A 26,376-nucleotide genomic window follows, 5' to 3' on the forward strand; every position below is an offset into this window, starting at 1 on the left:
AGCCCTGCGCCAATCAGAAGTGCCATTATTGCTCTCTTTTAATCTAATATAGTGAAATGTAAATCAAACTTTCAATTGAAGATATGTCTGTTTCCCAATCCTTTTAATCTAATATAGTGAAATGTAAATGAAATAGTCCAAGTCGTGCTAGGCACAGATATCTCTCTTTTAATCTAATATAGTGAAATGTAAATTATAAGTTGAGACAGGAATTAGGGAGAGTTTCACGTTCTTTTAATCTAATATAGTGAAATGTAAATGACGAAGCAGATGACCCACGCAATTGGATTAAAGCACTTTTAATCTAATATAGTGAAAGATTTTCTGTGTCTTTTTTTATTTCCGTACCATACAGTCAAAAACTCACCCAACCTTTGTCTTAATTGACGAAGGTTTTTTTATAATATTTGTAAAAAGTTGAGAGTTTTTCTAGCCTAGTCCAGCGGTTGTAGCAAAGCAGATACTAGATGCTTAAAAATGATATCTAAGTACGAAGGGCCTTAGTACGAATAGAAAAAAATAGGAGTATCGCACAAAATGAGAATCGAATAACTAAAAGAAGAATTTAAAAAGTTGGTTTGGTTTAATTGTGTGGGATTGTTTGGTATAATGACAATGGAATTTATGAGAAAGAAGGACGAAAATATGATGCAACGTGTTGAAAAATTGAGAATAGAGATGGAAAAGGAAGGGTTAGCGGCGCTTTTAGTTACAAGTCCATATAACTTAAGATATCTAACTGGTTTTACTGGAACGACTGGTTTAGCGGTAATTACACTAAACAAAGCGTTTTTTATAACAGATTTTAGATATACCGAACAAGCTGCCAAGCAATGTGTGGGGTTTGAAGTAGTAAAAAATACGGGGCCAATTTTTGAAGAGGTTGCACATCTTGTAGAACAAGAAAACTTACCAAATTTAGGCTTTGAGGAAACGCAAATCACTTTTTCGGAATATTCTTATTTGGAAGAAATTGTCGATACAGCCCTTATCCCTGTCTCTGACATGATTGAAACACTTAGAGAAATTAAAGACGAAGAGGAAATTGCGACTATCAGAAAAGCCTGTGAAATTTCTGATGCTGCCTTTACCCATATTTTGACCTTTATTAAGCCAGGTGTGACTGAGATTCAAGTAGCCAATGAACTAGACTTTCATATGCGTTCTCTTGGTGCGGGTGGTGTTTCATTTGAAACGATTGTCGCTAGTGGCTTACGTTCTGCGATGCCTCATGGGGTTGCAAGCGACAAAGTGATTGAGTCTGGAGATTTTGTGACGCTTGATTTTGGTTGTTATTACAACGGCTATGTTTCCGATATGACGAGAACTATTTCTGTGGGAGAACCTAGCGAAAAGCTAAAAGAAATTTATCAAGTAGTGTTAGAAGCTCAACTAAAAGTAATTGAGGTAGCAAAAGCAGGGGTGACAGGAATCGAACTAGATGCAGTTGCTAGAGATCATATTGCTTCTAAAGGATATGGCGAGGCATTTGGACATAGTACGGGTCATGGCATTGGCCTTGAAATTCACGAACGTCCAAATGTTTCAAGAGTAAGTGAACAAGCCTTTGTGCCGGGAAATGTGATTACAGATGAACCAGGAATTTATTTGCCAGGAATTGGCGGGGTTCGTATCGAAGATGATTTGTTAATTACTGAGAATGGCTGTGAAGTATTGGTACATTCACCAAAAGAGTTAATTATTTTATAAAACAGTGTGAGTTTTTCGTGACAAGAATAGACGTTTAATGATAAACTAGGATGAACGTCTTTTTGGGAAAATAACTGATGAGTTTTGATGCAGTCGTTATTCCTAATAAAAACAGACAAGTAACTCTTAACCGAGTTGGTATCAGAATGATTGAAATAAAAGGGGGACTTCACATGGCGGAAGCAACAAACCTAGTATTAACAGACGAGCAAGTAAACGATGGTGGTGAAATCGTTATTGCACCAGAAGTAATTGAGGTCATCATAGGCATTGCCGCTTCTAAAGTAGAAGGCGTATACGGAATGCGTGGGACTTTGACTTCTAATGTCACAGAGCTATTCGGGCGTTCAGCGCACGGAAAAGGGGTTCATCTTGATATTCAAGACGATGGACTAAAAGTTGACTTGTATTGTTACATCAATTACGGTGTATCTGTTCCAAAAGTAGCGATGGAAATGCAAGAAAAAGTCAAAGAACAAGTATTATATATGACGGACATAGAATTAGCTGAGGTCAATATTCATGTAGTAGCGATTGTTCCAGAGAAACTAATGAGTCCAAACCTAGATGAATTATTTGATTCAGAAGAAGAGGATGAATAACTTGGAATTAACCAGACATGAAATTAGAGAAAAAGCATTGCAAGCTTTGTTCCCATTAGACTTTAATGCAGAGTTATCAAAGCAAGATGCCATTTATTACACGCTTGAGTTGGATCAAAGAGAATGGGTTAGTGAGGACGAGGAATCGTTCGTACCGCTTTACTTGGATATGCTTGTTGAGGGTGTGTGTGTGAAGAAAGAAGAACTCGATACATATATTCAAAAATACTTAAAAGGGTGGTCATTGACGCGGATTGCTAAGATTGATTTAGTTATTATGCGGATTGCACTTTTTGAAATGCTTTATGTAGAAGAAGTTCCTTCTAAAGTAGCGGTAAATGAAGCAATTGAGCTGACAAAAAAATTTAGTGATGATACTTCACGTAAATTTGTAAATGGTGTACTATCAAATGCAATGAAAGAAATTGACTCAAAGGATGCATAAAGCATTCTTTGAGTTTTTTATTGGAAATAGTTTAAAAAGATCCCCTGATTGAACGAGGAAAAAATGCAAAAACTATGCTAGAATAAATTAAAGATACGAGGAGGATGGCACATGGGAACAATAATTGATGGTCGAGGATTAGCCGATAAAATTCAGCATGAGTTAAAAGAAGAGGTGGCAGCGTTAAAAGAAAAAGGGATTGTTCCAGGTCTTGCTGTGGTACTTGTAGGAGAAAATGGTGCAAGTAAAACTTATGTAAAGAATAAAGAACGTTCCGCACAAAAAGTGGGGATTCACTCTATTGTAGATCGTTTGCCCGAAGAAACGACGGAACAAGCGCTGTTAATGAAAATCGAACAGTACAATCAAGACCCAACTATCCATGGGATTTTGGTTCAGTTGCCACTACCCCTACATATCAACGAAGAAAAGATTTTGCAGGCCATTTTGCCAAGTAAAGATGTAGATGGTTTTCATCCAGTAAATATGGGCAAGCTGTTTAGTGGACAACCAGACAAACTGCCTTGTACGCCATATGGTATCATGGAAATGTTCAAGCACTATGATGTGGACTTGGAAGGGAAAAATGCAGTAGTGATTGGTCGTAGTAATATAGTAGGAAAGCCTATGGCACAATTGTTGTTAATGAAAAATGCAACGGTGACTATAGCACATTCAAAAACTAAAAATTTAGCTAAAATTGCACAAGAAGCAGACATTTTAGTTGTGGCGATTGGGAAAGCAAATTTTATAACAGCTGATTTTGTAAAATCTGGTGCAGTTGTAATCGATGTCGGGATGAACCGAGACGATCAAGGAAAACTTGCTGGAGATGTCGCATTTGATCAAGTCATTGACAAAGCCAGTCTTGTGACCCCTGTTCCCAAAGGTGTAGGTCCCATGACTATCACGATGTTACTTAGCCAAACGGTGAGCAGTGCCAAAGAACAAATGACAGTAGTTAGGTAAGGTGAGAGATGGTACAAGAATATTTAACCGTAACAGCTTTAACAAAATACTTAAAACGTAAATTTGAAGCAGATCCATACTTGGGTCGTATTTATCTAACTGGAGAAATTTCGAACTTTCGAATGAGAGCTAATGCACATCAGTACTTTAGTTTAAAAGACTCGAAAGCAAAAATTTCGGCGATCATGTTCAAGTCTGCCTTTCAGCAGTTGAAATTTGAACCTAAAGAGGGGATGAAAGTTCTTGTCATTGGTCGAATTTCGCTCTATGAAGCGAGTGGACAATATCAGATTTATATTGAGCATATGGAACCAGATGGTGTGGGTGCGCTTTATCAAGCTCTGGAAGAAATGAAAGAAAAGCTGAAAAAAGAAGGTTTGTTTCAAGCTCCTAAGAAAATGCTACCAGCTTTTCCTAAAAAAATTGCAGTGATTACGAGTCCAAGTGGAGCGGTTATTCGAGACATTATGACAACAGCTAAACGACGTTACCCCATTGCTCAGCTCGTTCTTTTTCCAACGCTTGTTCAGGGCAATCAAGCAGCAGCCGATATTGTGAAAAATATTGAGCGCGTCGAGCAGTTGGGAGATTTTGATACAATGATTATTGCACGTGGTGGCGGCTCAATTGAAGATTTATGGCCATTTAATGAGGAAAAAGTGGCGCGTGCAATCTTTGGAGCACGCACTCCAGTTATCTCTTCTGTGGGGCATGAAACAGACACTACGATTGCGGATCTTGTGGCCGATATTAGGGCAGCAACGCCAACTGCGGCGGCAGAATTAGCGGTTCCAGTACTATCAGAAGAGCTACTGAAGATTAAAGAAAAAGAAAATCGCTTGGTAAGAAGCTTTGGCATGCTGATTAGACAAAATAAGTTGCGTTATGCTAGTCAAATGGATTCTTATATTTTTAAGCAACCACAGCGTTTATATGAAGGTTTTTCCATGAAGTTAGATTTATTAAATCGCCAATTCGAAACTACTTCAAAGCAGTTGTTACAGGTGAAACAAAAGCAGTATCAAGCCATTCAACACGCGTTTGAACTAGTCGCACCTTATAATCGAGTACAAGAACAAAAGCAGCAATTACGGTACCTCAATCAAGCACTAAAACAGCAAATGAAGCAGGCGCTAAAAGAAAAGCAGCAACAATTCAATTATAATGTCCAGTCGCTTGATGTCCTTAGCCCACTTAGAACGATGGGAAGAGGGTATAGCTATGTAACAAAAGAAGAAAAAGTCATTCATTCTGTTCGGGATTTGAAGGAAAAAGAGACGCTAACAATTCACATGAAAGATGGCTTAATCGAAGCAAATGTTACAGCAAAAAAAATAGACAATAAGGAGGAGAAAGAATGACGGCAAAAAAAACAATGACCTTCGAAGAATCAATGGCTGCCTTGGAAGAAGTGGTTCAACGTTTGGAACAAGGCGATGTACCATTAGAAGAGGCGCTAACACAATTTAAATACGGGATTGAACTTAGTAAAGTGTGTCAAGAAACACTGACAAATGCAGAAAAAACGTTAACAAAAATGATGACTGACGAAAATGAAGAAGTTTTATTTGAAAGTGAGGCTGAGTGATGAGTTCTTATTTTCAGAAATTTTCTGAGAAACATACACCAAAAATCAATCAAATTATGTGTCAGCACATTCTCAAGCATTGTACAGAAGAAAAGTTAAAAGAGGCCATGATTTATTCTGTAGAAGCTGGTGGAAAAAGGTTGCGCCCACTTCTGTTGCTCTCGGTTGTAGCTTTTCATGGGGAGAAGATTGAGAAAAAACATTATCAGCTAGCAGCAGCACTTGAAATGATTCATACTTATTCTTTGATTCATGATGATTTACCAGCGATGGATAACGATGATTTGCGTAGAGGAAAACCGACAAATCATAAAGTCTTTGGGGAAGCAACTGCTATATTAGCTGGGGATGCTTTGTTGACAGAGGCTTTCCACTTGCTATCACTTAGTCCTTTTTCTTCCGATACACTCGTAAAAATGATACAAGAGTTTGCAAAAGCTTCCGGTTCGTATGGCATGGTGGCGGGGCAACTTGCAGATATGGAGGCAGAAAATACGTCGCTTACCTTGTCTGAGTTAAAGGCTGTTCATGCGCGTAAGACGGGGGCTTTGATTGAATGTGCGGTTAATTCTGGTCTCTTGAGTCTGGAACGGACGTTGGATGATTTAAAAAGTATGCAAACATTTGCTCAGCATTTTGGGGTCGCTTTTCAAATCAAAGATGATCTTTTAGACGTAGTTGGAAATGAGGCTGAAATAGGCAAAAAAATAGGGATGGATGCACTGCTCCATAAAAGTACGTATCCGTTTTTACTTGGAGTTGACGGAGCGAAAGAGGCGTTGGAACAAGAATGTTTAAATGCAGAAATCGCACTCAACCATATCATGCCCAAAAACGAAAGAATGGAAAAATTTTCTTTCTTCGATGAACTCTTACTACAATTACGTAAATTATAAAGGAAATGAAAGAAGACAAACATGAAAAAAGAACGTGTGGATATACTATTAGTAGAACAAGGGCTTTTTGAGACAAGAGAAAAAGCGAAGCGTGGAGTGATGGCAGGCTTGGTTTATACAGAAAAAGAGGAGCGACTAGATAAACCAGGTGAGAAGATCTCGATTGAAACGCAGTTGCAATTAAAAGGGGAAGGTTTGCGCTATGTATCGCGTGGTGGATTAAAACTTGAAAAAGCACTAGAGGTTTTTCAGATTTCGATGCAAGACAAGCTTTTATTGGACATTGGCTCTTCAACAGGCGGATTTACGGATGTAGCCTTGCAAAATGGTGCAGCACATAGCTATGCTTTAGATGTAGGCTACAACCAACTCGCATGGAAATTAAGACAAGACCCACGAGTCGTAGTGATGGAACGAACAAATTTCCGATATTGTAAACCAGAAGATTTTGAAATTGGTGTGCCGGATATAGCCACGATTGATGTTTCTTTTATTTCGTTAAAAATCATTTTACCTGTATTAAAAACGATTTTAAAAGAAAGCGGAGAAGTGGTGGCACTCATTAAACCCCAATTTGAAGCGGGCAGAGAACTTGTCGGAAAAAATGGTGTGATTAGAGAGAAAAGTACTCACGAATTGGTACTTGAAAAGATGCTCTCATTCATAGACGAGCAAGGCTATAGTATAAAGGGTTTGGATTTTTCACCTATTAAAGGTGGAGAAGGGAATATCGAATTTCTTGCATATCTTTCTTGGGATAAAGACAAAAAAATAAACACCACAGAAACGAAGATTAAAGAACTGGCACAAACCACCGTGGAGTCTGCACATCAGCAATTAAAAAGTGAGAACTCTCACTGAGATGGATAGGGAGTGTATAAAATGAAAAAAAAAGATCGTCATCGTTTGATTCAAAAGATGATTCATGAGCATGAAATCCAAAAGCAAGAAGAATTTGTAGAACGATTGCGAGCTACAGGGATTGAGGTGACGCAGGCGACTATTTCAAGAGATATTAAGGATTTACATCTTGTGAAGGTCCCTTCTTCAACAGGTGGATACTGCTACAGTCTGCCTACTTCCTCTGAACCAGATTTACAGCAAAAAACAGAAAAGCTTTTGAAAGATTGTTTCTTAAACATTCAAAAGATGGATAAATTCCTTGCGATTCAAACCATACCAGGAAGTGCTGTAGCACTAGGAAATTTATTAGAAAAAGTTTATGAAGAACAATTATTTACAGCTATGACGAATGATAACAAGGTACTACTAATTACCAAAACAAACGAGGATGCAACTGCCTTAGAACAACATATTCTTGAACAAGTTTAAACAAAATTTCTTTTGGAGGTGCTAAATGCTACAAGAACTATCTATACGTAACTTTGCGATTATCCCTGCTTTAAATGTGACGTTTGATGAGGGAATGACTGTACTCACAGGTGAAACGGGTGCAGGAAAATCCATTATTATTGATGCGGTTGGCTTGCTTGCTGGTGGGAGAGGCTCCAATGAGTACATTCGTCAGGGAGAAAAGAAATGTGTGTTAGAAGGACTTTTTGCAATGGATCAGCATCCTTTGGTTGAAAAAAGATTGGACAGTTTATCGATTGAGCATGAAGACAATATGCTTGTTTTACAAAGAGAAATTTACCGTAATGGAAAAAATACTTGTCGAATTAACGGACACTTGGTTAATCTAACTACTTTGCGAAGTATTGGAGAGCTTTTAGTGGATATTCATGGACAAAATGAACACCAAGAATTGATGCAAGCAAGTAAGCATGTGGAATTATTAGATGAATATGGCAAAGAAAAAATTGGCTCAGCGAAAGTTGCTTATCAAAAGGTATTTCAACAATACCATGAATTGCGTAGCAAAATGGAGAAAAAAGAAAAGAATGAAAAAGAGTTCGCTCAACGAATGGACATGCTTCGCTTTCAAGTAGAGGAAATTGAGGCAGCGCAACTGGAAGTCGGAGAAGAAGAGCGGCTACTAGAAGAACGAAATAAATTGGTGAATTACCAGAAAATTGCCGAGTCGTTAAAAGTAGGCTATGATGCTTTGCAAGGAGAAGAAGCTAGTAGTAGTTTGGATAGGATCGGGTTCGCAATGGATGCGATGCTTTCAATTGAAGCAATTGATCGTGAGTATCAAGCAATTGCTGAGGCCATTCAAAATGGGTATTTTATTTTACAAGAGGCAGCAGCTGATTTATCTAGGCAGCTAGATAGTTTGGAGATGGACGAGGGTCGCTTAGAAGTAGTTGAATCTAGACTGGATAGCATTAGGCAACTAAAAAGAAAGTATGGGGACTCCGAACAAGCAATCATAGAGTATTACAAAGAAATTACGCTAGAGTTGAGCGAGTCGTTGTCTTTTGAAAATCAAAGCACACAACTCGAAAAAGAGTTGAAAGAAAAAGAAGATAAATTGATTCAATTTGGGGATTCTTTGAGTGAGTTGCGAGTGAAAGAGGCAAAAAAACTAGAAGCAGACATTATGAAGCAGTTAAAAGAATTGTATTTGGAAAAAGCAATTTTTCAAGTGAAGATTGTGGCGCATGGAGAAGGCCTAAAAGCGTACCGTGAAAATGGGAAAGACGAGATAGAATTTTATCTTACAACCAATCCCGGGGAGCCACTAAAACCGTTGGTGAAAGTTGCTTCAGGTGGCGAACTTTCACGTATTATGTTAGCAATGAAGACGATTTTATCACAAACACAGGGGATGACGAGTATTATTTTTGATGAGGTTGATACAGGGGTTAGTGGCCGTATTGCTCAGTCTATTGCAGAAAAAATTCACCAGGTTGCCCAGCACTCACAGGTGCTTTGTATCACACATTTACCTCAAGTGGCCGCAATTGCGGATGCGCAGTATTTTATCAAAAAGGAAATCGTAGCAGATCGGACGAAAACGAGTGTAGAGATTTTATCGTTGGAACAAAGAGTTCAGGAGATTGCCCGCATGCTTGCCGGAACTCAGATTACACCGCTTACAGTAGAGCATGCAAAGGAGTTACTCCAGCTGGCGGGCAAATAAAAAGAACACTTGAAAAGAGTCAAGTGTTCTTTTTGGCCTATCCTGTAATCATACTGGCAAATGCTGCAAGTAAGACGCCGCCAATTGTTGCGATTAACATAATCCAAATCACAATGTTTGTTATCTTAGCAAAACGACTTTTTTTCTTTTTTTCCATTTATAGAGGCACATCCTTTTCTGCTTAGTTGTAGTGTACACTTTTTTATTTACTAAAATCAAGATAGATTAGAAAAGATTTTTCTTTTTTAATAACCAAGTTGTAAAAAGACAGAGCAGAACAATCCCACCACATAACCACCAAAAAGCATTGTGAAAATTTGCAAAAGGAAGACGGACATTCATCCCGTATAATCCTCCAATAATTGTTGGAATCGTTAAGACTACTGTAATGGATGTTAGTACTTTCATGATAATGTTTAAATTGTTGGAAACAATGGCAGAAAACATATCTTTTGTTTGTGAAACTAGTTGAAGCTGAATGCTGGTAATCGTGAGTGCTTGTTTATTTTCAACAAGTACGTCATGCAAAGCAGCACGGGCGTCTTTTGAATCAAGTAAAAGACTAGTAGAAAGAAGAGACTCTAAGCCTCGTAAATTTTCTTGAAGCGCTGATTTGAAATAGACCAGACTTTTTTGAATGTCCATAATTTGATAAAGTTGTTGATTTGCAACAGAAACACGTAATTGGCTTTCTAAATTTTCGGTTTCTTTTTTTAGTTCTTGAACATTTTTATTAAATAAAGAAGCAATATTCCACGAAATTTGAATCGCAATTTGTTCAGGAAACAGTACATGTTCTTGAACAGAGAGAATCCGATGGAATTTTTTCGTAAAAGAAGTAGCGTAATTACAAGCAGTAATAATTTTTTCCTTTGTGAGAATCATGCTAAATGGAAACATTTCAAACTGCTGAAAGCCACTAGGACTAGTCACAGGATGAGGATATTGACATAAAAGGAGTATGGGTTGTTCGAGTGTTTGTTGGTTCAACCCTTCTGTCCGAGGTACTTCTTGTTTGTCTAAAACTGCTGTCAGATAATCTTTTGGGACCGAGTAGTCCTGTGCAATCTTTTCAATCTCTTTTAAACTAGGAGTTTCAAGATGCACCCAATCAAAAGATTCAGCAGACGTTGTTTCCAGCACACTACCATTTTGCTTTACACTGAAATATTGAATCATAGATACAGCCTCCTATTCAGTCTCTAGTATATAGTAGCTTTCTAAAAATGTATAGATAAACTCAAGGTTCTTTTAATAGATAGCAAAAGGAATATAAGAATAAATATAGATTTTTAAAAAAGTTTGAACATGTCTTGGTTATCTACTATAATGGATAAATGACATGCTAAGCAAGATTATAGTAGGAGGAAATAAAAATGTGCGGATTTGTTGGATGTATTCACCAAAATAGTCACTCCATTGACATAGAAGAACAAAAAAGAAAAATGAAAGAAATGAACGCGATTATTGTGCATCGCGGGCCAGATAGTGAAGGCTATTATCATGATAGTGATGTTTCTTTTGGATTTCGTAGACTAAGCGTGATTGATATTGAAAAAGGTGCACAGCCTTTATCATACGATGAAGAACGTTATTGGATTATCTTTAACGGAGAAGTCTATAATTACATAGAGCTTCGGGAAGAATTAAAGGCAGAAGGATATACGTTTAAAACAGATAGCGATACCGAAGTGATTCTTGCCGTATATAAAAAATATGGAGAAAAAACAGCTTCCTTATTACGGGGGATGTTTGCATTTGTGATTTGGGATAAATTTGAAAAAAAAGCTTATGCAGCGAGAGATCATTTTGGAATCAAACCCTTCCATTTTGCTGAGGAAGACGGGAATATTTATGTAGCTTCTGAAGAAAAGTCGATTCGTAAAATTTTAAAAGAGAAAAAGTTGAATGAAAAAGCGTTACAAGACTATATGACATTTCAATATGTGCCAGAGCCGCAAACTATGACTGTGGGAATCAATCGTCTTCAACCTGGACATTATTTTGTCAAAGAGCAAGGAAAAGAGATGCGTTTTGTCAAATACTGGGAACCAAGCTTCGCTCCAGTTGATTATGAAGAAAAGGCGCTGGCAAAACAACTAAAAGATGTGTTATTTGATAGTGTAGAAAAACATATGCGCTCAGATGTAACCGTGGGCTCCTTTTTATCAGGTGGGGTAGACTCGTCGATAATTGTTTCGATTGCCAAAGAGTTTAATCCTGATATTAAAACGGTATCCGTTGGATTTGAACGAGAAGGCTACAGTGAAATAGATGTTGCAAAAGAAACGGCTGCAAAACTGAACGTTGAAAATATTAGCAAAGTCATTACACCAGAAGAATTTGTACGAGAATTCCCAAGGTTTGTGTGGCATATGGATGATCCGTTAGCTGATCCAGCAGCAGTGCCACAATTTTTCTTGGCACATGAGACAAGAAAACATTGTACGGTTGCACTTAGTGGGGAAGGTGCAGATGAAATGTTTGGCGGGTACACCATCTATAATGAACCGAATTCCCTTAAAATGTTTAATAAGATTCCAAATGGTTTAAATAAGGCATTAAATGGCTTGGCACGCATTTTACCAGAAGGCATGAAAGGGAAAAGTTTCTTATTACGTGGGACAACCCCAATGGAACAACGCTACGTAGGGAATGCGTTCATTTTTAATGAAAAAGAAAAGCGCGAGTTATTGAAGAACTATGATGCGAAGACACCATTTACTCAAATAACAGAAAAGTTCTACCAAGAATCCAAAAACTATGATCCAATTGATCGAATGCAATTTATTGATATTCATACTTGGTTAGTAGGAGATTTGTTATTAAACGCGGATAGAACAACGATGTCTGCTGCTTTGGAACTTAGAACACCGTTTGTGGACAAAGAAGTCTTTGCCTTAGCGAGAACGATTCCTTCACACATGAGGATTGCAAATGGAACGACGAAATATATTTTGAGAAAAGCGGCTGAAGATTTTGTTCCTGAACACGTGTTATATCGTAAAAAATTAGGATTCCCAGTGCCTATTCGTTTTTGGTTGAAAGATGAATTGTATGATTGGGCGGCGACGACTATTCGTGAGTCGCAAACAGATGACTATTTGAATAAGGAATATGTCTTGAAACTGTTGGAGGATCACAAACAAGGCAAACAAGATTACTCTAGAAAAATATGGGCTGTGTTGACCTTTATGACTTGGCACAAAGTTTATGTAGAAGAAGATGTTTCCTTCGATTTTCATGTATAGCTATTCCTATCAATAGGATTTGCTCTAATACTTGTAATTTTAAAGAAAGGAGTGACAAGATGGGAGCACTCTCACTACAAGTTGTTTTTTGGTATATATTTCCAATTCTGTTGCTCTTTGCTTCCAGTTATATTGTGACAACTTTTTCTTTGGATACACGTTTTAAAGTAAAAGCTGTGGATATTGCGACACCTTTTTTGTTGGTTGGCATTCATGAATTGTCAAAAGTGGCATTCAAACACTCTGTATTGCCTTATATCCTTCTGACAATACTGTTGTTAGGAATTATTATTGCAATTGTTCACGCGTATTACTATCACGAGCTAAATTACCGGAGATATTTTAAAATGTATGCTCGGTTTGTGTTTCTATTGACATTCATCTTGTATGTTGTGCTAATTGGTTTGAGCTTCTTTGCTTTTATCTAACCTAACTGAGGCACATATTAGGAAATGAGCCAAAGTTGGATACGTTATTTAGAAAGAAATAGTGCAAATTTAAAAGAATGTTTATCAAAGCAAAAAAATGAGTAAACTTATTCTTTGTTGGAGATAAAACCAGCAATTTAAAACCGAAATTTATTTGAAATTTAAGAAAGTCTGACAACGCTCAGTAGGCGTTGCTAGGCTTTTTTTCCTACTTAAGAATAAAATTTATAAAAAAAGGAAAAAAAGAAAAAAAATTCCAGTAGAATGTGGTAGAAAGTGGGGGAATGTGGTAGACTTGAATCATGAAGTGGGAAATTGGGGTGACCGAGTATGTTTATGGGTGAATTTAAACATAATATTGATACAAAAGGTCGATTAATTATGCCTTCTAAATTTCGTGAAGAACTTGGAGAAAAGTTCGTTGTGACACGAGGAATGGATGGATGTTTATTTGGGTATCCTCAAGATGAATGGGCAGTTATGGAACAAAAGTTAAAAGAAATGCCCTTAGCTAAGAAAGAAACACGAGCATTCGTTCGTTTTTTTTACTCCGCTGCCACTGAATGTGAAATAGACAAACAAGGAAGAATTAACCTTCCAGTACCACTAAGAAACCATGCTGAGTTAGAAAAAAATTGTGTAGTCATAGGAGTTTCTAGTCGGATAGAAATTTGGAGTGAAAAACGTTGGTCTGCCTTCTCAGAAGAAGCAGAAGAAAACTTTGACGAAATTGCTGAAACAATGATTGATTTTGGTTTTTAATATAAAGGATAAGAGGAGAAAATAAGATGACAGATGAGTTCCGCCATACAACAGTTTTACTGCATGAGACAGTTGACATGTTAGAGATTAAACCTAATGGAGTATATGTTGACTGTACGCTGGGTGGAGCGGGACATAGTGAGTATTTACTGTCACAATTATCCGAAACAGGACACCTTTATGCTTTTGACCAAGATCAAACTGCCATTGAAAATGCAAAAATCAAATTAGCTCCTTATCTTAAAAAAAATATGGTGACTTTTGTTAAAGGAAATTTTCGTGACCTAAAGACAGCGTTGAGTTCACTAGATGTCCACCAAGTAGATGGTATTCTTTACGACTTAGGCGTCTCTTCCCCCCAACTAGATGAGGCTGAACGTGGTTTTAGCTACCATCAGGATGCGGTGCTAGACATGCGAATGGACCAATCGGCCTATCTAACAGCCAAAACAGTTGTAAATGAGTATTCTTATCATGATTTGGTGAAAATTTTTTATCGCTATGGAGAAGAAAAATTTTCCAAACAAATCGCACGTGCAATTGAAAATAAACGAGCTGATCATGAAATTCAAACGACTGGGGAGCTTGTCGAAATCATCAAAGAAGTTATTCCAGCTCCAGCTAGAAGAAAAGGTGGCCACCCAGCAAAAAGAGTGTTTCAGGCAATTCGTATTGCAGTCAATGATGAATTAGGAGCAATAGAAGAATCCTTGCAACAAGCAATAGAAATCTTAAAGATTGACGGAAGAGTGAGTGTCATCACGTTCCATTCTCTGGAAGATCGTTTGGTAAAAACTATTTTTAAAGAATACAGTACAGCGAAGGATACACCTCCTGGACTGCCAATCATTCCAGAAGAATTCCAACCGACTTTAAAATTAGTGACTAGAAAACCAATGATTCCAAGTGAGTCAGAGGTTGAGGGAAATCGTCGAGCTCGTAGTGCAAAATTACGAGTTGCAGAAAAGAAAAGAAAAATTTGAAGGAAAGGAATGACACAAATGGCACAAATTAAAAAAACAATGGACGAATACCAAGTGGATGTTCCTTCTGAGGCAAAGGCTTCTTTTCAAGACGAAATGGCGTCACCTTTTCAGCTCTCTGAAAAAAGAATCAAAGGGATTAGTAGATTAGAAAAAATTACAATTGGTGGAATTGTCTTAATGTGTATTGTGTTAGCCATGACGACCATTTATATGAGTACAGTAGTAAATAAAGAGACAGAAAGTATTACAAATACGCAACAAGAGATAGAAAGAACGACAAATTCAATTACAAAACTTCAACAAGAAAAAAGTGAGCTTTCTCGCAAAGACCGAGTAAAATCAATTGCAGATAAGGCAAGCTTAAAACAAATTGAAGGAAATATAAGGACTGTAACGAAATGAATATGGATCAGTTTAAAAAATATCTAGCATCAAAAAATTTAAATCCAAAAAATAATCGTAAAAGAGTAGGGGTAATTCTTTTCGCAGTAGCGATTGGGATTTTCTCTATTTTTGCCCTACGTTTGAGTTCTATTATAGTGACTGGAAGAGTAGGGAATGTTTCTCTTGCTGAAAAAACAAAGGAATTGTATGAGGGGAGTAGTGTAATCAAAGCAAAACGTGGTTCAATTTTGGACCGCAACGGGAACCCGATTGCTGAAGACGCTACTTCTTATTCTTTATATGCGATGTTGGACAAGAATTACATCGGTATTGGAAAAAAAGAATTGTATGTTCATGATAAAGATCGTGAAAAAATTGCCGAAGTTTTGAATCAATATACGGGTATGGACAAAGATTATGCTTTGGGACAATTACAGCCAAAGAAGAATAGTCAAGGAAAAGAAATCACGACAGTGGAGTTTGGAACTTCTGGAAAAGGGCTTACTCTGGAAACCAAAAGCAAAATAGAAAAAGCTTTAAAAAAAGAGGGCATTACTGGGATTTTCTTTAATGAGCATCCGGCTAGATCTTATCCAAATGGGAATTTTGCGTCCTATTTAGTTGGTTATACTCAGTTTGCAGATGCTTCGGATGATACCAAAGGGCTAAAAGGAATGCTTGGAATTGAAGAAGCATACAACAGCCAACTTAGTGGTTCTGATGGTGAGATTACTTATCAAAAAGATAGTGGTGGGAACGCAGTACCAGGAACACAAACCGTTAAAAAGAAAGCCAAAAATGGCTCAGATATATACACAACTTTGGATAGCAATTTACAATTGTATCTAGAAGAATTGATGGACGGCGTGGATTCAAAATATCAGCCTGAAAGTATGACGGCAATGCTCGTAGAAGCAAAAACTGGGGATGTTGTAGCAGCATCCCAAAGACCAACATTTAATCCAGAAACAAAAGATGGTCTTGGAACAAATGGTGTTTGGCAGAATTTACTTGTTCAAGATACTTTTGAACCTGGTTCCACAATGAAAGTCTTTACAGTTGCAACTGCTATTGAAGCGGGAGTCTTTAATCCAAATACGACATTTTTATCAGGGAAAATCAAAGTCGACGATACAACGATTAGTGACTGGATTCCAGCAGGAAAAGGATATCTTACATATCCTCAAGCTTTGGCTTGGTCGAGTAATGTTGGGATGGTCCATTTAGAACAATTAATGCCAACAGCTTGGCAAGAATATATCAAAAAATTTGGCTTTACAAAATCAACCCATTCAGGCTTAGTCAGCAACGAACCAACTGGGAGTGTACAAAATAGTACAACTGTCGACCGGGCAATGACTGCATACGGGCAAGCCATTGCAGTTACAGATTTTCAAATGATACAAGGTTTTACGGCAATTGCGAATAATGGTAAAATGTTAAAACCACAGTACATTTCTAAAATCACGACAGCGGATGGGAAAACGACAACGAAAAAGACAAAAGTTGTTTCTCAACCTATTTCAAGTCAAACTGCTAAGCAAGTCTTAGGTTATATGCAAGGAGTAGTAGATGACAAAACGTATGGTACAGGATATGGCATCTACAATATTGACGGCTATAACGTTTCCGCAAAAACAGGAACAGCGCAGATTTTTGAAAATGGTCATTATTCAGATGATGGCTATATCAACTCTGTTGTCCAAATTGCTCCAACAGAGAACCCTAAGTACATCATGTATGTGACCATTAAACGACCTAAAGTCCCAGAGGGTGGTTCAACAAGTGATGCCCTCTCTTCTATTTCTAATCCACTGTTGAAACGTGCCTTAGATTTAGATACTGGAAAAACGACAAGTAGTAAATAAAGAGGAAAAGGAGAATTTCTATGAACGGACTTCAGATAAAAAAAGCAATTCATCCATTAAAAGTACAAAATATAACCTCTTATGAATCTCTTGAAATTCAACAAGTTACACAAGATACACGCACAATCCAGAAAGGAAGCTGCTTCATCTGTATTGAGGGAGCAACGATTGATGGACACGACTTGGTAAGTAAGGCAATTGAACAGGGTGCTTCCTTAATCATTGCTGAAAAAAAAATCACTGCAGCTATACCGGTCATGTATGTGTATGATACTAAAAAAGCTTTAGCTCAACTGAGCGTTCTTTTTTATGATAATCCAAGCAAAAAGATGAAAATGGTTGGGGTTACGGGGACAAACGGGAAAACCACAACGACTCATATGATTGAAGCAGTATTAGAAAAAGCGGGACATCAGACTGGGATTATTGGGACGATGTACAATAAAATAGGAACCGAAAAAATCCCCACAATCAATACGACCCCTGATGCGCTGACCACACAAAAATTACTAAAGAAGATGTCTGAGCAACAGATTGATTCTTGTGCAATGGAAGTTTCTTCCCACGCACTTGTCCAAGGACGGGCATGGGGCATTGACTTTGATGTAGCGGTTTTTACAAATCTTTCGCAAGATCATCTTGAGTATCATCACACCATGACGGATTATTTTTATGCTAAAAGTTTATTATTTTCTCAACTAGGGAATTCTTATGAGTGTAAGGACTATCCCAAAACTGCCATAATTAACTGTGATGACCACTATGGTAGGAAATTGGAGCAGCTAACGGCAGCAAATGTCTTGACTTTTGGGGTGAGCGAAGAGGCTGTGATTCAAGCCAAGAATATTCATATTTCTTCTGAGGGTACTCGTTTTGACTTGGATTTTATGGAGAAAACCTATCCAGTGAAAATTAAAATGATTGGGATGTTTAACATTTATAACGCCCTAGCATCTTTTGGTGCTTGCTATGCTTTAGGGATAAAACCTAATAAAGTCATTTCTGCACTCGAAGAATTACCTGGAGTAAAAGGACGTTTTGAATTAGTGCCAAACCAAGCAGACATTACAGTTATTGTAGATTATGCACATACCCCTGATGGGCTAGAAAATGTCTTGCAGACAGTCAAAGAATTTGCCAAAAAAGATATTTACTGTGTTGTTGGCTGTGGGGGAGACCGTGATCCAAGTAAGCGACCTATTATGGCGAAAATTGCAACTGACATTGCAACTAAAATTATTTTTACATCAGACAATCCGCGAACGGAAGATCCTGAGGTGATATTGGATCAAATGACAAGTGGCTTAGATAGCAGAGCTTATATAAGGGTGACCGATCGGAAATCGGCAATCGAACGAAGCTTGTCTGAAGCAACACCTGGGGACGTGGTACTAATTGCTGGAAAAGGGCATGAAAACTATCAAATTATTGGCAAAACCAAACACCATTTTGATGATGTTGAAGTGGTAATGTCGTACTTTGAGAATAAAAATAGGAGATTGTAATAATGGAATGGACGCAGATATTTTTACCTATAGCACTGAGTTTTGCACTAACGTTTAGCACGATGCCGATTTTTATTGGGTATTTTGTTGCGAAAAAACAAGGACAAGCAATTCGAGAAGATGGTCCAAAATGGCATAACAGTAAGTCTGGTACGCCAACAATGGGGGGGACAGTCTTTTTGATTGCAACCGTTGTCGCAGCGGTTTTAATGGCAGCGTGGAAAGGATTTTTAACTCCATCATTGTTAATATTGATTTTTATCATGGTTTTATATGGTTTGTTAGGCTTTTTGGATGACTTTATAAAGATTTTTAAAAAGCGTAATATGGGCTTGAATTCAAAACAAAAGTTATTGGGACAAATTGTTGGGGGAATTGTGTTTTATCTAGTTTATTTATCTGAAAATTTTCCTAACATGATTAATTTACCTTTTGTAGGGGATATACATATTGGCTATTTCTATGGCTTATTTTTAATTTTTTGGTTAGTTGGTTTCTCAAATGCAGTGAATTTGACAGATGGGATTGACGGTCTAGTTTCAGGCTTGGGTGTAATTTCGTTTGGCGCTTATGCGATTGTTGCGTGGCATCAAAAGCAATTTGATATCCTAATCCTTTGTTTGACCACTATTGGAGGATTAATTGCTTTCTTTTGTTTCAACAAAAAGCCTGCAAAAATTTTCATGGGCGATGTGGGTTCTTTAGCACTAGGCGGTTTACTTGGTGCTATTTCTATTTTACTTCATCAAGAATGGTCGTTGCTTCTCATTGGCTTTGTCTATGTATGTGAAACAGCGAGTGTATTACTTCAAGTAACCTCATTTAAGCTAACTGGAAAAAGAATTTTTAAAATGAGTCCCATTCATCATCATTTTGAAATGTGCGGTTGGTCAGAGTGGAAAGTGGATCTTGTTTTTTGGATAGTAGGATTTGTTATGGCTGTTATCGCTCTATGCGTGATACTTTAAGGAGGAAAATAGGATGAAAGACATTACAACTTATAAAAATCAAAAAATCCTAGTTTTAGGACTGGCAAAAAGTGGAGTAAGTGCAGCGAAATTACTTCATCAATTAGGTGCCTTTGTTACAGTTAATGATGCGAAACCATTTGAAGAAAATTCCGAAGCCCAAGAGCTTCTTGCTTTGGGAATTAAAGTTGTAACTGGCTCTCATCCTATCGAACTTTTAGAAGAAGGCTTTGTCAAGATTGTAAAAAATCCAGGCATTCCTTATACAAATCCTATTCTCGAAAAAGCAATTGAGAAAAATATACCGATTATTACCGAAGTAGAACTAGCCTATCAGATAAGCGAAGCACCTTTTATTGGCATTACGGGAACAAACGGGAAAACAACGACTACGACCATGATTGCGGAAATTATCAACCATGGAAGTGAAAAGAAAAAAGCAAAACTTGCCGGAAATATCGGCTTTCCTGCGAGCACAGTTGCACAAAATGCAGCCGGAGAAGAAATTCTTGTGACAGAATTATCCAGTTTCCAATTGATGGGAATTCAGACTTTTCGACCAAAAATTGCTGTGATTACAAATATATATGAAGCACATTTGGATTATCATGGCTCAAGAGCCGCTTACGTAGAAGCAAAATGGCGACTACAAAAAAATATGACCGAAGAGGATACGCTTGTGCTAAATGGAAATCAGCCAGAGCTTGTGACTCTTAGCAAACAGACGAAAGCAAGAGTGCTATTCTTTTCAACCACAAAGGAACTAACGGAAGGAGCTTGCTTAAAGTCTGGCTCCTTGTATTATGGATCAGAGAAAATTATGGATGCTAGTGAATTGGGAGTTCCAGGAGAACACAATGTCGAAAATGCTTTAGCGGCTATCATTGTAGCGAAACTAGAAGGATGTCAAAATGAGGATATTAAGCAGTCTCTTGCTCATTTTTCAGGAGTGCCACATCGTACACAGTATTTAGGTGTGTATGCAGGACGGAAATTTTATAATGATTCTAAAGCAACCAATATTTTAGCCACTGAGAAAGCGCTGAGCGGATTTGAAAATGAAAAAGTAATTTTACTTGCTGGTGGACTCGATAGAGGAAATGATTTTGATGCGTTAGTTCCTTTTATCAAAGGAATCAAAGCCATTATTTTATTTGGTGAAACGAAGGAAAAAGTAGCAAAAGCTGCCAAAAAAGCTGGAATTTCGACAATTTTATTTACTGAAGATGTAACCAGTGCACTTCCTCTTGCATTCGCACAAAGTCAAAATGAGGACAGTATCTTGCTTTCCCCAGCCTGTGCGAGTTGGGACCAGTATCCGAGCTTTGAAGTTCGCGGAGAAAAATTTATTGAAGCATTTCAAAAAATTAAAGAAGTGAGAGAATAGCATGAAAATAATAGTATCAGGCGGAGGAACAGGAGGGCACATTTATCCTGCTTTAGCCTTAATTAAAGAAATAAAAAAAAAGGATCCACAGGCTGAATTTTTGTATGTTGGGACGAAAAATGGTCTCGAAAGTACGATTGTACGAGGTGAAAATATTCCTTTTAAAACGATTGAAATTCAAGGATTTAAACGCTCGCTGTCTTTGAAGAATGTTCAAACCATTTATTTGTTTTTAAAAAGTATTCATGAGGCAAAAAAAATCATTCGTGAGTTTGCCCCAGATGTCGTTCTAGGAACTGGTGGATATGTATGCAGTTCAGTCGTGTATGCAGCACACAAACTGAAAGTACCTACAATGATTCATGAACAAAATAGCATTCCAGGAATTACTAATAAATTTTTAGCGCGGTATGTGGATAAGATTGGGATTTGTTTTCCCGAGGCAGCAGCACATTTTCCAACTGATAAAGTGGTCATGACAGGAAACCCACGCGCACAAGAAGTATCCGGCATTAAAAAATCAGATATTCTTCAGATGTTTGACTTGTCACCAGAAAAACCAACTGTGTTAATTTTTGGTGGAAGTCGAGGAGCCGCAAGAATAAACCAAGCTTTCATAGAAGCAGTGCAAGAGTTAATCTCTAAGGATTACCAAATTCTTTACGCATCAGGTGCAGTGTATTATGACCGGGTATACAATGTTTTGGAAGAAGTATTACATAAGGCTACTAATGTTAAAGTAGTTCCTTACATTTCTAATATGACTGAGGTTTTGGCAAATGTGGATCTAATCATTGGACGTGCTGGTGCGACTTCTCTTGCAGAAGTTACGGCGATTGGGGTACCTTGCATTCTTGTCCCAAGCCCTAATGTGACCAATGATCATCAAACAAAGAATGCCGAGAGCTTAGTCAAAGTTGGCGCAGCAAAAATTGTGAAAGATCAAGATCTGACTGGACATGTCTTAGTAGAGACTTTGGACAATTTGATGAATGATCCGGCAACGTTAAAAGAAATGTCAGAGGCGTCGAAAAAAGAAGGAATCACGGATGCAAGTGACCGACTTTATACGGAACTAACGCAAATAATGGACTAAAGAGGAGGTGAGCATCATCGGTAAAGAAAAAGAACCAAATAAAGTCAAGGAAGCAGAGACAAACAAGATGCTCACGCCTTGGCAAAAAGAGAATTTGAAGTATGCCAAACGGCAAGGTGAAATTCCCAAGTGGCAAGAAAATGAGCCAGGTGAGCAACCAATTAAAGAAGAAAAAGAGAGTCAATACGTGGAAACTATGTCTGATTCGGAAAAAGATCAAGAATTTAATTCAGTACTTGATTATGAAAATCAGATAGAAAAAGAAACTTTTAATGAACGATTTCATCATTGGTGGACACCTGGAAATAAAAAATTAGTCCAACGTTTGACCTTAATTATCAGTATATTATTATTCGCAATAATGTGTGTTTCATACTTTATTTCTCCTTATAGTAAACTACAAAAAATAAATGTGGTGGGAAGAGAAAACGTAAGTGCAAGCAATGTGTATCAAGCATCAGGTTTTAAAGTTCAAGAAAGCTTGTGGGGACAGTATTTAGATAAAAATAAAGCCATTGCTAGGATAAAAAAAGACTTACCAAAAGTGAAGACGGCCAAAGTTTCAATTACACACTTAAATCAATTTACAGTCCAAATTAGCGAGTATAAGCAGGTAGGGTATTTGCAATCTGGCGACCAGTATCAAGAAATTACGGAGAACGCAAAAATTATTACCGGCAGCGTTAAAAAAACTGATAATTATCCTACATTTAAAAATTTTAAAGAAGGAAGTTCGTTTACTGATTTAATTCGTGGCTATCAAAAAATGGATGCTGCCATCAAAAAAAATGTTGTAGAAGTTTTGGCAACTCCTTCTAAAAGTAATCCCTATCTTTTCACGATGAATATGAAAGATGGCAATCAAATCATTGCATCAACCAAGGATTTTACAACAAAAATTATCTACTACCCCAAAATTGCAAGTCAGATGCAAGAAAAAGGAATTGTGGATATGGAAGCGGGGATTTTCTCATATCCTTATGGAAATAATACAAATAAATCGGAAAAAACCGATTAAAAGTAAAAAAATCAATAAAAATGTGAATAATTCATGGAATCTTCTTTTGTAAACACTAGTAAATATGGTAAAATTAGAAGAAGTAAGTAAGAAATATGCAGACATTGAAATTTGTTCAAGTAAATACGGAAACTAAATAGGAGGGAATCCTTTTCATGGCAAAATCAGGAATTTATGTAGGCCTTGATATAGGTACAACATCCGTTAAAGTTGTTGTGGCTGAATACGTTGAAAATCAACTAAATATTATCGGAGTAGGCAATGCAAAATCAAAGGGATTGAACCGTGGGATTATCATTGATATTGATAAAACCGTAGAATCAATCAAACAAGCTGTCAAAAAGGCAGAAGAAAAATCAGGAATTCAAATTAGAGAAGTAAATGTTGGCTTGCCAGCCAATTTATTAGACATAGAAAAATGTGAAGGAATGATTGCTGTTAACTCTGAGTCCAAAGAAATTACGGACGAAGATGTGAAAAATGTTTCATCAGCTGCAATTGTGCGCTCCACTCCTCCAGAGCGACAAATCATTGCCTTATTACCGCAAGAGTTTAAAGTGGATGGTTTTGAGGGGATAAAAGATCCTCGTGGCATGATTGGGGTTCGTCTGGAAATGAAAGGATTAGTATTTACTGGTCCCAAAACAATTGTGCATAACATTAAAAAGTGTGTCGATAAAGCGGGCTTGTATCTTAATGAATTGGTGATTACACCTCTTGCTCTAGCGGAGTCAGTTTTATCTGATGGAGAAAAAGAGTTTGGCACAACTGTTATTGATTTAGGTGGTGGCCAAACGACTGCTGCTGTGATGTATGAGAGTGAATTGAAATTTACAAATATTGAGCAAGAAGGTGGCGAATTTGTCACAAAAGATATTTCAGTGGTACTAAATACCTCACTTAGCACCGCAGAAGATTTAAAAATTAATTACGGAGATGCTTATTCCGAACGAGTTTCTGCCAATGAAGAATTTCCAGTAGATGTCATTGGGCAAGCGGATCCAGTTAAAATCGATGAACAATATCTCTCAGAAATTATTGAAGCACGAGTAGAACAGATTTTTGAAAAAACAAAAAATGTTTTAAATAGTATTGATGCGCTAAGTTTACCTGGTGGAGTGATCTTAACTGGTGGAGCAGCAAGTATGCCAGGTGTGGTTGAACTTGCTTCTGATATTTTGGAAGCCAATGTAAAATTGTATGTACCAAGTCATATGGGACTTAGAAATCCTGTGTTCTCAAATGTTATCAGTATTGTAGAATATGTCGCTCAACTCAATGATATTTATAGAATTGCGCAGTCAGCAGTTACAGGTGAACGAGTGAAGTCAGCACCTGCGCAAGATAGAATACCAAAATTTGTGGGTACACAAGATGAAGCACAAGGTTTTGCTTCGCAACCTGAGGAGTTTGAAGAAGATTACAAAGAAGAAGGTAGCATGAAAAACAAACTCAAAGGTTTCTTTTCAAACATATTTGATTAAGCCGAAGAAATAGGAGGAATAAGATAAAATGGAATTTTCTTTAGATAATAATATTGATAACGGAGCAGTAATTAAAGTAATTGGTGTAGGTGGCGGTGGCGGAAACGCTGTAAACCGTATGATAGAAGAAAACGTCAAAGGTGTCGAATTTATTGTTGCCAATACGGATGTCCAAGCGCTAAAAAATTCAAATGCTGAAACAGTTATTCAATTAGGACCAAAATATACACGCGGCTTAGGTGCCGGATCACAGCCTGAAGTTGGAAAAAAAGCGGCTGAGGAAAGCGAAGAAGTGTTACAAAATGCGCTAGAAGGAGCAGATATGATCTTCATCACTGCCGGAATGGGTGGTGGAACAGGAACAGGTGCTGCGCCTGTAGTAGCTAGAATCGCACGTGAATTAGGGGCTTTAACAGTGGGTGTCGTGACACGTCCATTTAGTTTTGAAGGACCAAAGCGTGGTCGCTTTGCAGCAGAAGGAATTGCTTTGTTCAAAGAAAACGTCGATACACTTTTGATTATTTCAAACAATCGTCTATTAGAAGTTGTAGATAAGAAAACTCCTATTTTGGAAGCTTTCCGTGAAGCAGACAACGTGTTAAGACAAGGGGTACAAGGAATTTCAGATTTGATTACGGCTCCTGGATATGTCAACTTGGACTTTGCTGATGTGAAAACCGTCATGGAAAACCAAGGAACGGCTTTGATGGGAATCGGTTCTGCAAGTGGTGAAAATAGAGTGATTGAAGCGACAAAACGCGCAATTTCTTCTCCTTTGCTAGAAACCTCTATTGATGGTGCTGAACAAGTACTCCTAAACATTACGGGTGGCTTGGATATGACTTTATTTGAAGCACAAGATGCTTCTGATATTGTGACTAGTGCAGCAACAGGAGATGTGAATATTATTTTAGGAACATCAATTAATCCTGAATTGAGTGATGAAATTGTTGTGACAGTAATTGCAACTGGGATTGATCCTACAAAATCGGAAAAAAAAAACGTTCGTTCAAGTAGACCAACGCATACAACAAGCTCAACAAATGCGCAACGCCCGTCATTAGACATTGAAAATACGGTTGCTTCAGATACTTCCGAGGATGAAAGTGCGTTTGGAGATTGGGATATTCGTCGTGAGCCAAGTCAACGTGGAAATATTGACGATGCACAATTTGAAGCATTAGAAAAAAAAGAATTTGAACCGTATGCTCCAAAAGAAAAAGAACCTAAAAAAGATGACGATGAATTGAGCACACCAGCTTTCTTCAGAAGAAAAAAAAGATAAAAGGTGAGGAAGACACATGCTGAATAAAAATGTCCGGAAAATTGAAGACGATGTTCTATCAGCGTGTGAAACTTCTCATAGATCCCGAAAAGAGGTTCAGGTTATTGCGGTGACCAAAACAGTTTCGAGTGAGGAAGCGAAAGAATTAATTGATTTAGGAGTAGTGAATCTTGCAGAGAACCGTGTAGATAAGCTACTTGAAAAGCAACAAGCGCTAAGTGATGTTCCACAAATTACTTGGCATTTGATTGGAAATTTACAACGACGGAAAGTAAAGACAGTTATTAATCGAATTGATTATTTTCATGCTTTGGAAAGTTTGTCATTAGCAGAAGAAATTAACAAGAGAGCAGAACAGTGTATTCGTTGTTTTGTTGAAGTTAATGTTAGTGGAGAAGTAAACAAACATGGGATTCCTTTAGAGGAGGTCCAGACGTTTATTCAAGCGCTAGAGTACTATGACAAGATTCAAGTTGTAGGACTGATGACAATGGCTCCGTATCAAGCGAATGAGACAATCATACAATCGATTTTTTCGAAGTTGAAACAAAAACAAGTAGAGATTAAGCAGCAAAACTGGCATCATGCTCCCTGTACAGAATTAAGTATGGGGATGAGCCAGGATTATAAAATTGCTATTCAAGAAGGTGCTACCTTTGTTCGTATTGGGACAGCTTTCTTTTCAGCAGAATAGAAGA

General features: G+C 37.5%; 26 protein-coding genes, 1 pseudogene and 1 CRISPR repeat array (1 of these 28 running past the window's edge). Of the genes and pseudogenes, 25 read left to right on the forward strand and 2 right to left on the reverse strand.

All coding sequences use genetic code 11. The annotated features are described in order from the left end of the window. Positions 1–260: a CRISPR direct-repeat array (repeat unit 29 nt; unit sequence CTTTTAATCTAATATAGTGAAATGTAAAT); it begins 98 nt to the left of the window's first position. A 385-nt stretch (positions 261–645) separates the two neighbouring features. The 10 genes from CBF30_RS00805 to recN all read left to right on the forward strand — a co-directional run bounded on the left by CBF30_RS00805 (position 646) and on the right by recN (position 9,256). Further along, positions 646–1,710 carry a M24 family metallopeptidase gene (locus CBF30_RS00805; protein WP_211340458.1) on the forward strand — a complete coding sequence of 355 codons (1,065 nt, stop codon included), beginning with the start codon at positions 646–648 and terminating at the stop codon, positions 1,708–1,710. A 173-nt stretch (positions 1,711–1,883) separates the two neighbouring features. Next, positions 1,884–2,312, forward strand: a complete 429-nt coding sequence (locus CBF30_RS00810) for an Asp23/Gls24 family envelope stress response protein (RefSeq protein ID WP_126823708.1) — start codon at positions 1,884–1,886, stop codon at positions 2,310–2,312. Then, the gene (gene nusB, locus CBF30_RS00815; protein WP_126821794.1) at positions 2,305–2,757 is read left to right on the forward strand and encodes a transcription antitermination factor NusB; all 453 of its coding nucleotides are present in this window, start codon (positions 2,305–2,307) and stop codon (positions 2,755–2,757) included. The genes CBF30_RS00810 and nusB overlap by 8 nt, the downstream gene beginning before the upstream one ends. 111 nt (positions 2,758–2,868) lie before the next feature. Next, positions 2,869–3,726: a bifunctional methylenetetrahydrofolate dehydrogenase/methenyltetrahydrofolate cyclohydrolase gene (locus tag CBF30_RS00820; RefSeq protein ID WP_126821796.1), complete on the forward strand. Its 858-nt coding sequence runs from the start codon at positions 2,869–2,871 to the stop codon at positions 3,724–3,726. An 8-nt stretch (positions 3,727–3,734) separates the two neighbouring features. Further along, positions 3,735–5,087 (forward strand): exodeoxyribonuclease VII large subunit, encoded by a 1,353-nt coding sequence (xseA, locus tag CBF30_RS00825; protein ID WP_126821798.1) that lies wholly within the window; start codon positions 3,735–3,737, stop codon positions 5,085–5,087. Next, positions 5,084–5,314: an exodeoxyribonuclease VII small subunit gene (locus CBF30_RS00830; RefSeq protein WP_126821800.1), complete on the forward strand. Its 231-nt coding sequence runs from the start codon at positions 5,084–5,086 to the stop codon at positions 5,312–5,314. The genes xseA and CBF30_RS00830 overlap by 4 nt, the downstream gene beginning before the upstream one ends. After that, positions 5,314–6,210, forward strand: a complete 897-nt coding sequence (locus tag CBF30_RS00835) for a polyprenyl synthetase family protein (RefSeq protein ID WP_245974982.1) — start codon at positions 5,314–5,316, stop codon at positions 6,208–6,210. The genes CBF30_RS00830 and CBF30_RS00835 overlap by 1 nt, the downstream gene beginning before the upstream one ends. A 21-nt stretch (positions 6,211–6,231) precedes the next feature. After that, on the forward strand, positions 6,232–7,071 hold the full coding sequence (locus CBF30_RS00840) for a TlyA family RNA methyltransferase (RefSeq protein ID WP_126821802.1): 840 nt from the start codon (positions 6,232–6,234) through the stop codon (positions 7,069–7,071). A gap of 21 nt (positions 7,072–7,092) precedes the next feature. Continuing rightward, entirely contained in the window at positions 7,093–7,542 is a 450-nt protein-coding gene (locus CBF30_RS00845; protein ID WP_126821804.1) for an arginine repressor, read from the forward strand. Positions 7,543–7,567: 25 nt separating this feature from the next. Beyond that, on the forward strand, positions 7,568–9,256 hold the full coding sequence (gene recN, locus CBF30_RS00850; protein ID WP_126821805.1) for a DNA repair protein RecN: 1,689 nt from the start codon (positions 7,568–7,570) through the stop codon (positions 9,254–9,256). Positions 9,257–9,293: 37 nt separating this feature from the next. Here recN and CBF30_RS00855 read toward each other — a convergent pair whose 3' ends face one another. Together CBF30_RS00855 and CBF30_RS00860 are read right to left on the reverse strand one after the other, a co-directional pair. Beyond that, positions 9,294–9,413: a DUF4044 domain-containing protein gene (locus CBF30_RS00855; protein WP_126821807.1), complete on the reverse strand. Its 120-nt coding sequence runs from the start codon at positions 9,411–9,413 to the stop codon at positions 9,294–9,296. A gap of 68 nt (positions 9,414–9,481) precedes the next feature. Next, the gene (locus tag CBF30_RS00860) at positions 9,482–10,435 is read right to left on the reverse strand and encodes a magnesium transporter CorA family protein (protein ID WP_126821809.1); all 954 of its coding nucleotides are present in this window, start codon (positions 10,433–10,435) and stop codon (positions 9,482–9,484) included. Positions 10,436–10,632: 197 nt separating this feature from the next. Between CBF30_RS00860 and asnB the strand changes: the two genes are divergently transcribed. The 15 genes and pseudogenes from asnB (at position 10,633) to CBF30_RS00930 (ending at position 26,372) form a co-directional block, all read left to right on the forward strand. Next, a complete protein-coding gene (gene asnB, locus CBF30_RS00865; protein ID WP_126821811.1) occupies positions 10,633–12,507 on the forward strand; it encodes an asparagine synthase (glutamine-hydrolyzing) in 1,875 nt (624 codons plus the stop codon). Between the two features lie 59 nt (positions 12,508–12,566). Further along, a complete protein-coding gene (locus CBF30_RS00870) occupies positions 12,567–12,935 on the forward strand; it encodes a DUF3397 domain-containing protein (RefSeq protein ID WP_126821813.1) in 369 nt (122 codons plus the stop codon). A gap of 330 nt (positions 12,936–13,265) precedes the next feature. After that, positions 13,266–13,697 carry a division/cell wall cluster transcriptional repressor MraZ gene (gene mraZ / locus CBF30_RS00875; protein ID WP_126821815.1) on the forward strand — a complete coding sequence of 144 codons (432 nt, stop codon included), beginning with the start codon at positions 13,266–13,268 and terminating at the stop codon, positions 13,695–13,697. Positions 13,698–13,723: 26 nt separating this feature from the next. After that, positions 13,724–14,680, forward strand: a complete 957-nt coding sequence (rsmH, locus tag CBF30_RS00880) for a 16S rRNA (cytosine(1402)-N(4))-methyltransferase RsmH (RefSeq protein WP_126821817.1) — start codon at positions 13,724–13,726, stop codon at positions 14,678–14,680. A gap of 9 nt (positions 14,681–14,689) precedes the next feature. Next, on the forward strand, positions 14,690–15,085 hold the full coding sequence (locus CBF30_RS00885) for a cell division protein FtsL (protein ID WP_126821819.1): 396 nt from the start codon (positions 14,690–14,692) through the stop codon (positions 15,083–15,085). Next, positions 15,082–16,935 carry a peptidoglycan D,D-transpeptidase FtsI family protein gene (locus CBF30_RS00890; RefSeq protein WP_126821821.1) on the forward strand — a complete coding sequence of 618 codons (1,854 nt, stop codon included), beginning with the start codon at positions 15,082–15,084 and terminating at the stop codon, positions 16,933–16,935. Before CBF30_RS00885 ends, CBF30_RS00890 begins: the two co-directional genes overlap by 4 nt. Positions 16,936–16,955: 20 nt before the next feature. Then, a complete protein-coding gene (locus CBF30_RS00895) occupies positions 16,956–18,440 on the forward strand; it encodes a UDP-N-acetylmuramoyl-L-alanyl-D-glutamate--2,6-diaminopimelate ligase (RefSeq protein ID WP_126821823.1) in 1,485 nt (494 codons plus the stop codon). Positions 18,441–18,442: 2 nt separating this feature from the next. Next, positions 18,443–19,408, forward strand: a complete 966-nt coding sequence (gene mraY / locus CBF30_RS00900) for a phospho-N-acetylmuramoyl-pentapeptide-transferase (RefSeq protein WP_126821825.1) — start codon at positions 18,443–18,445, stop codon at positions 19,406–19,408. Between the two features lie 13 nt (positions 19,409–19,421). Next, positions 19,422–20,795, forward strand: a complete 1,374-nt coding sequence (murD, locus tag CBF30_RS00905) for a UDP-N-acetylmuramoyl-L-alanine--D-glutamate ligase (protein WP_126821827.1) — start codon at positions 19,422–19,424, stop codon at positions 20,793–20,795. 1 nt (position 20,796) lies between these two features. Then, a complete protein-coding gene (gene murG / locus CBF30_RS00910) occupies positions 20,797–21,891 on the forward strand; it encodes an undecaprenyldiphospho-muramoylpentapeptide beta-N-acetylglucosaminyltransferase (protein WP_126821829.1) in 1,095 nt (364 codons plus the stop codon). Between the two features lie 7 nt (positions 21,892–21,898). Further along, positions 21,899–22,909: a cell division protein FtsQ/DivIB gene (locus tag CBF30_RS00915; protein ID WP_126821831.1), complete on the forward strand. Its 1,011-nt coding sequence runs from the start codon at positions 21,899–21,901 to the stop codon at positions 22,907–22,909. Positions 22,910–23,064: 155 nt separating this feature from the next. Beyond that, positions 23,065–24,238, forward strand: a pseudogene (gene ftsA, locus CBF30_RS00920) (cell division protein FtsA); the annotation flags it as partial. Next, entirely contained in the window at positions 24,232–24,393 is a 162-nt protein-coding gene (locus CBF30_RS12140) for a hypothetical protein (protein ID WP_390221183.1), read from the forward strand. The pseudogene ftsA and the gene CBF30_RS12140, both read left to right, overlap by 7 nt. 28 nt (positions 24,394–24,421) lie before the next feature. Then, on the forward strand, positions 24,422–25,678 hold the full coding sequence (ftsZ, locus tag CBF30_RS00925) for a cell division protein FtsZ (protein WP_126821835.1): 1,257 nt from the start codon (positions 24,422–24,424) through the stop codon (positions 25,676–25,678). A 16-nt stretch (positions 25,679–25,694) separates the two neighbouring features. Then, positions 25,695–26,372: a YggS family pyridoxal phosphate-dependent enzyme gene (locus CBF30_RS00930; RefSeq protein ID WP_126821837.1), complete on the forward strand. Its 678-nt coding sequence runs from the start codon at positions 25,695–25,697 to the stop codon at positions 26,370–26,372. Positions 26,373–26,376: the final 4 nt, after the last annotated feature.

This window comes from Vagococcus entomophilus (genome assembly GCF_003987595.1).
Lineage (GTDB): Bacteria > Bacillota > Bacilli > Lactobacillales > Vagococcaceae > Vagococcus_E > Vagococcus_E entomophilus.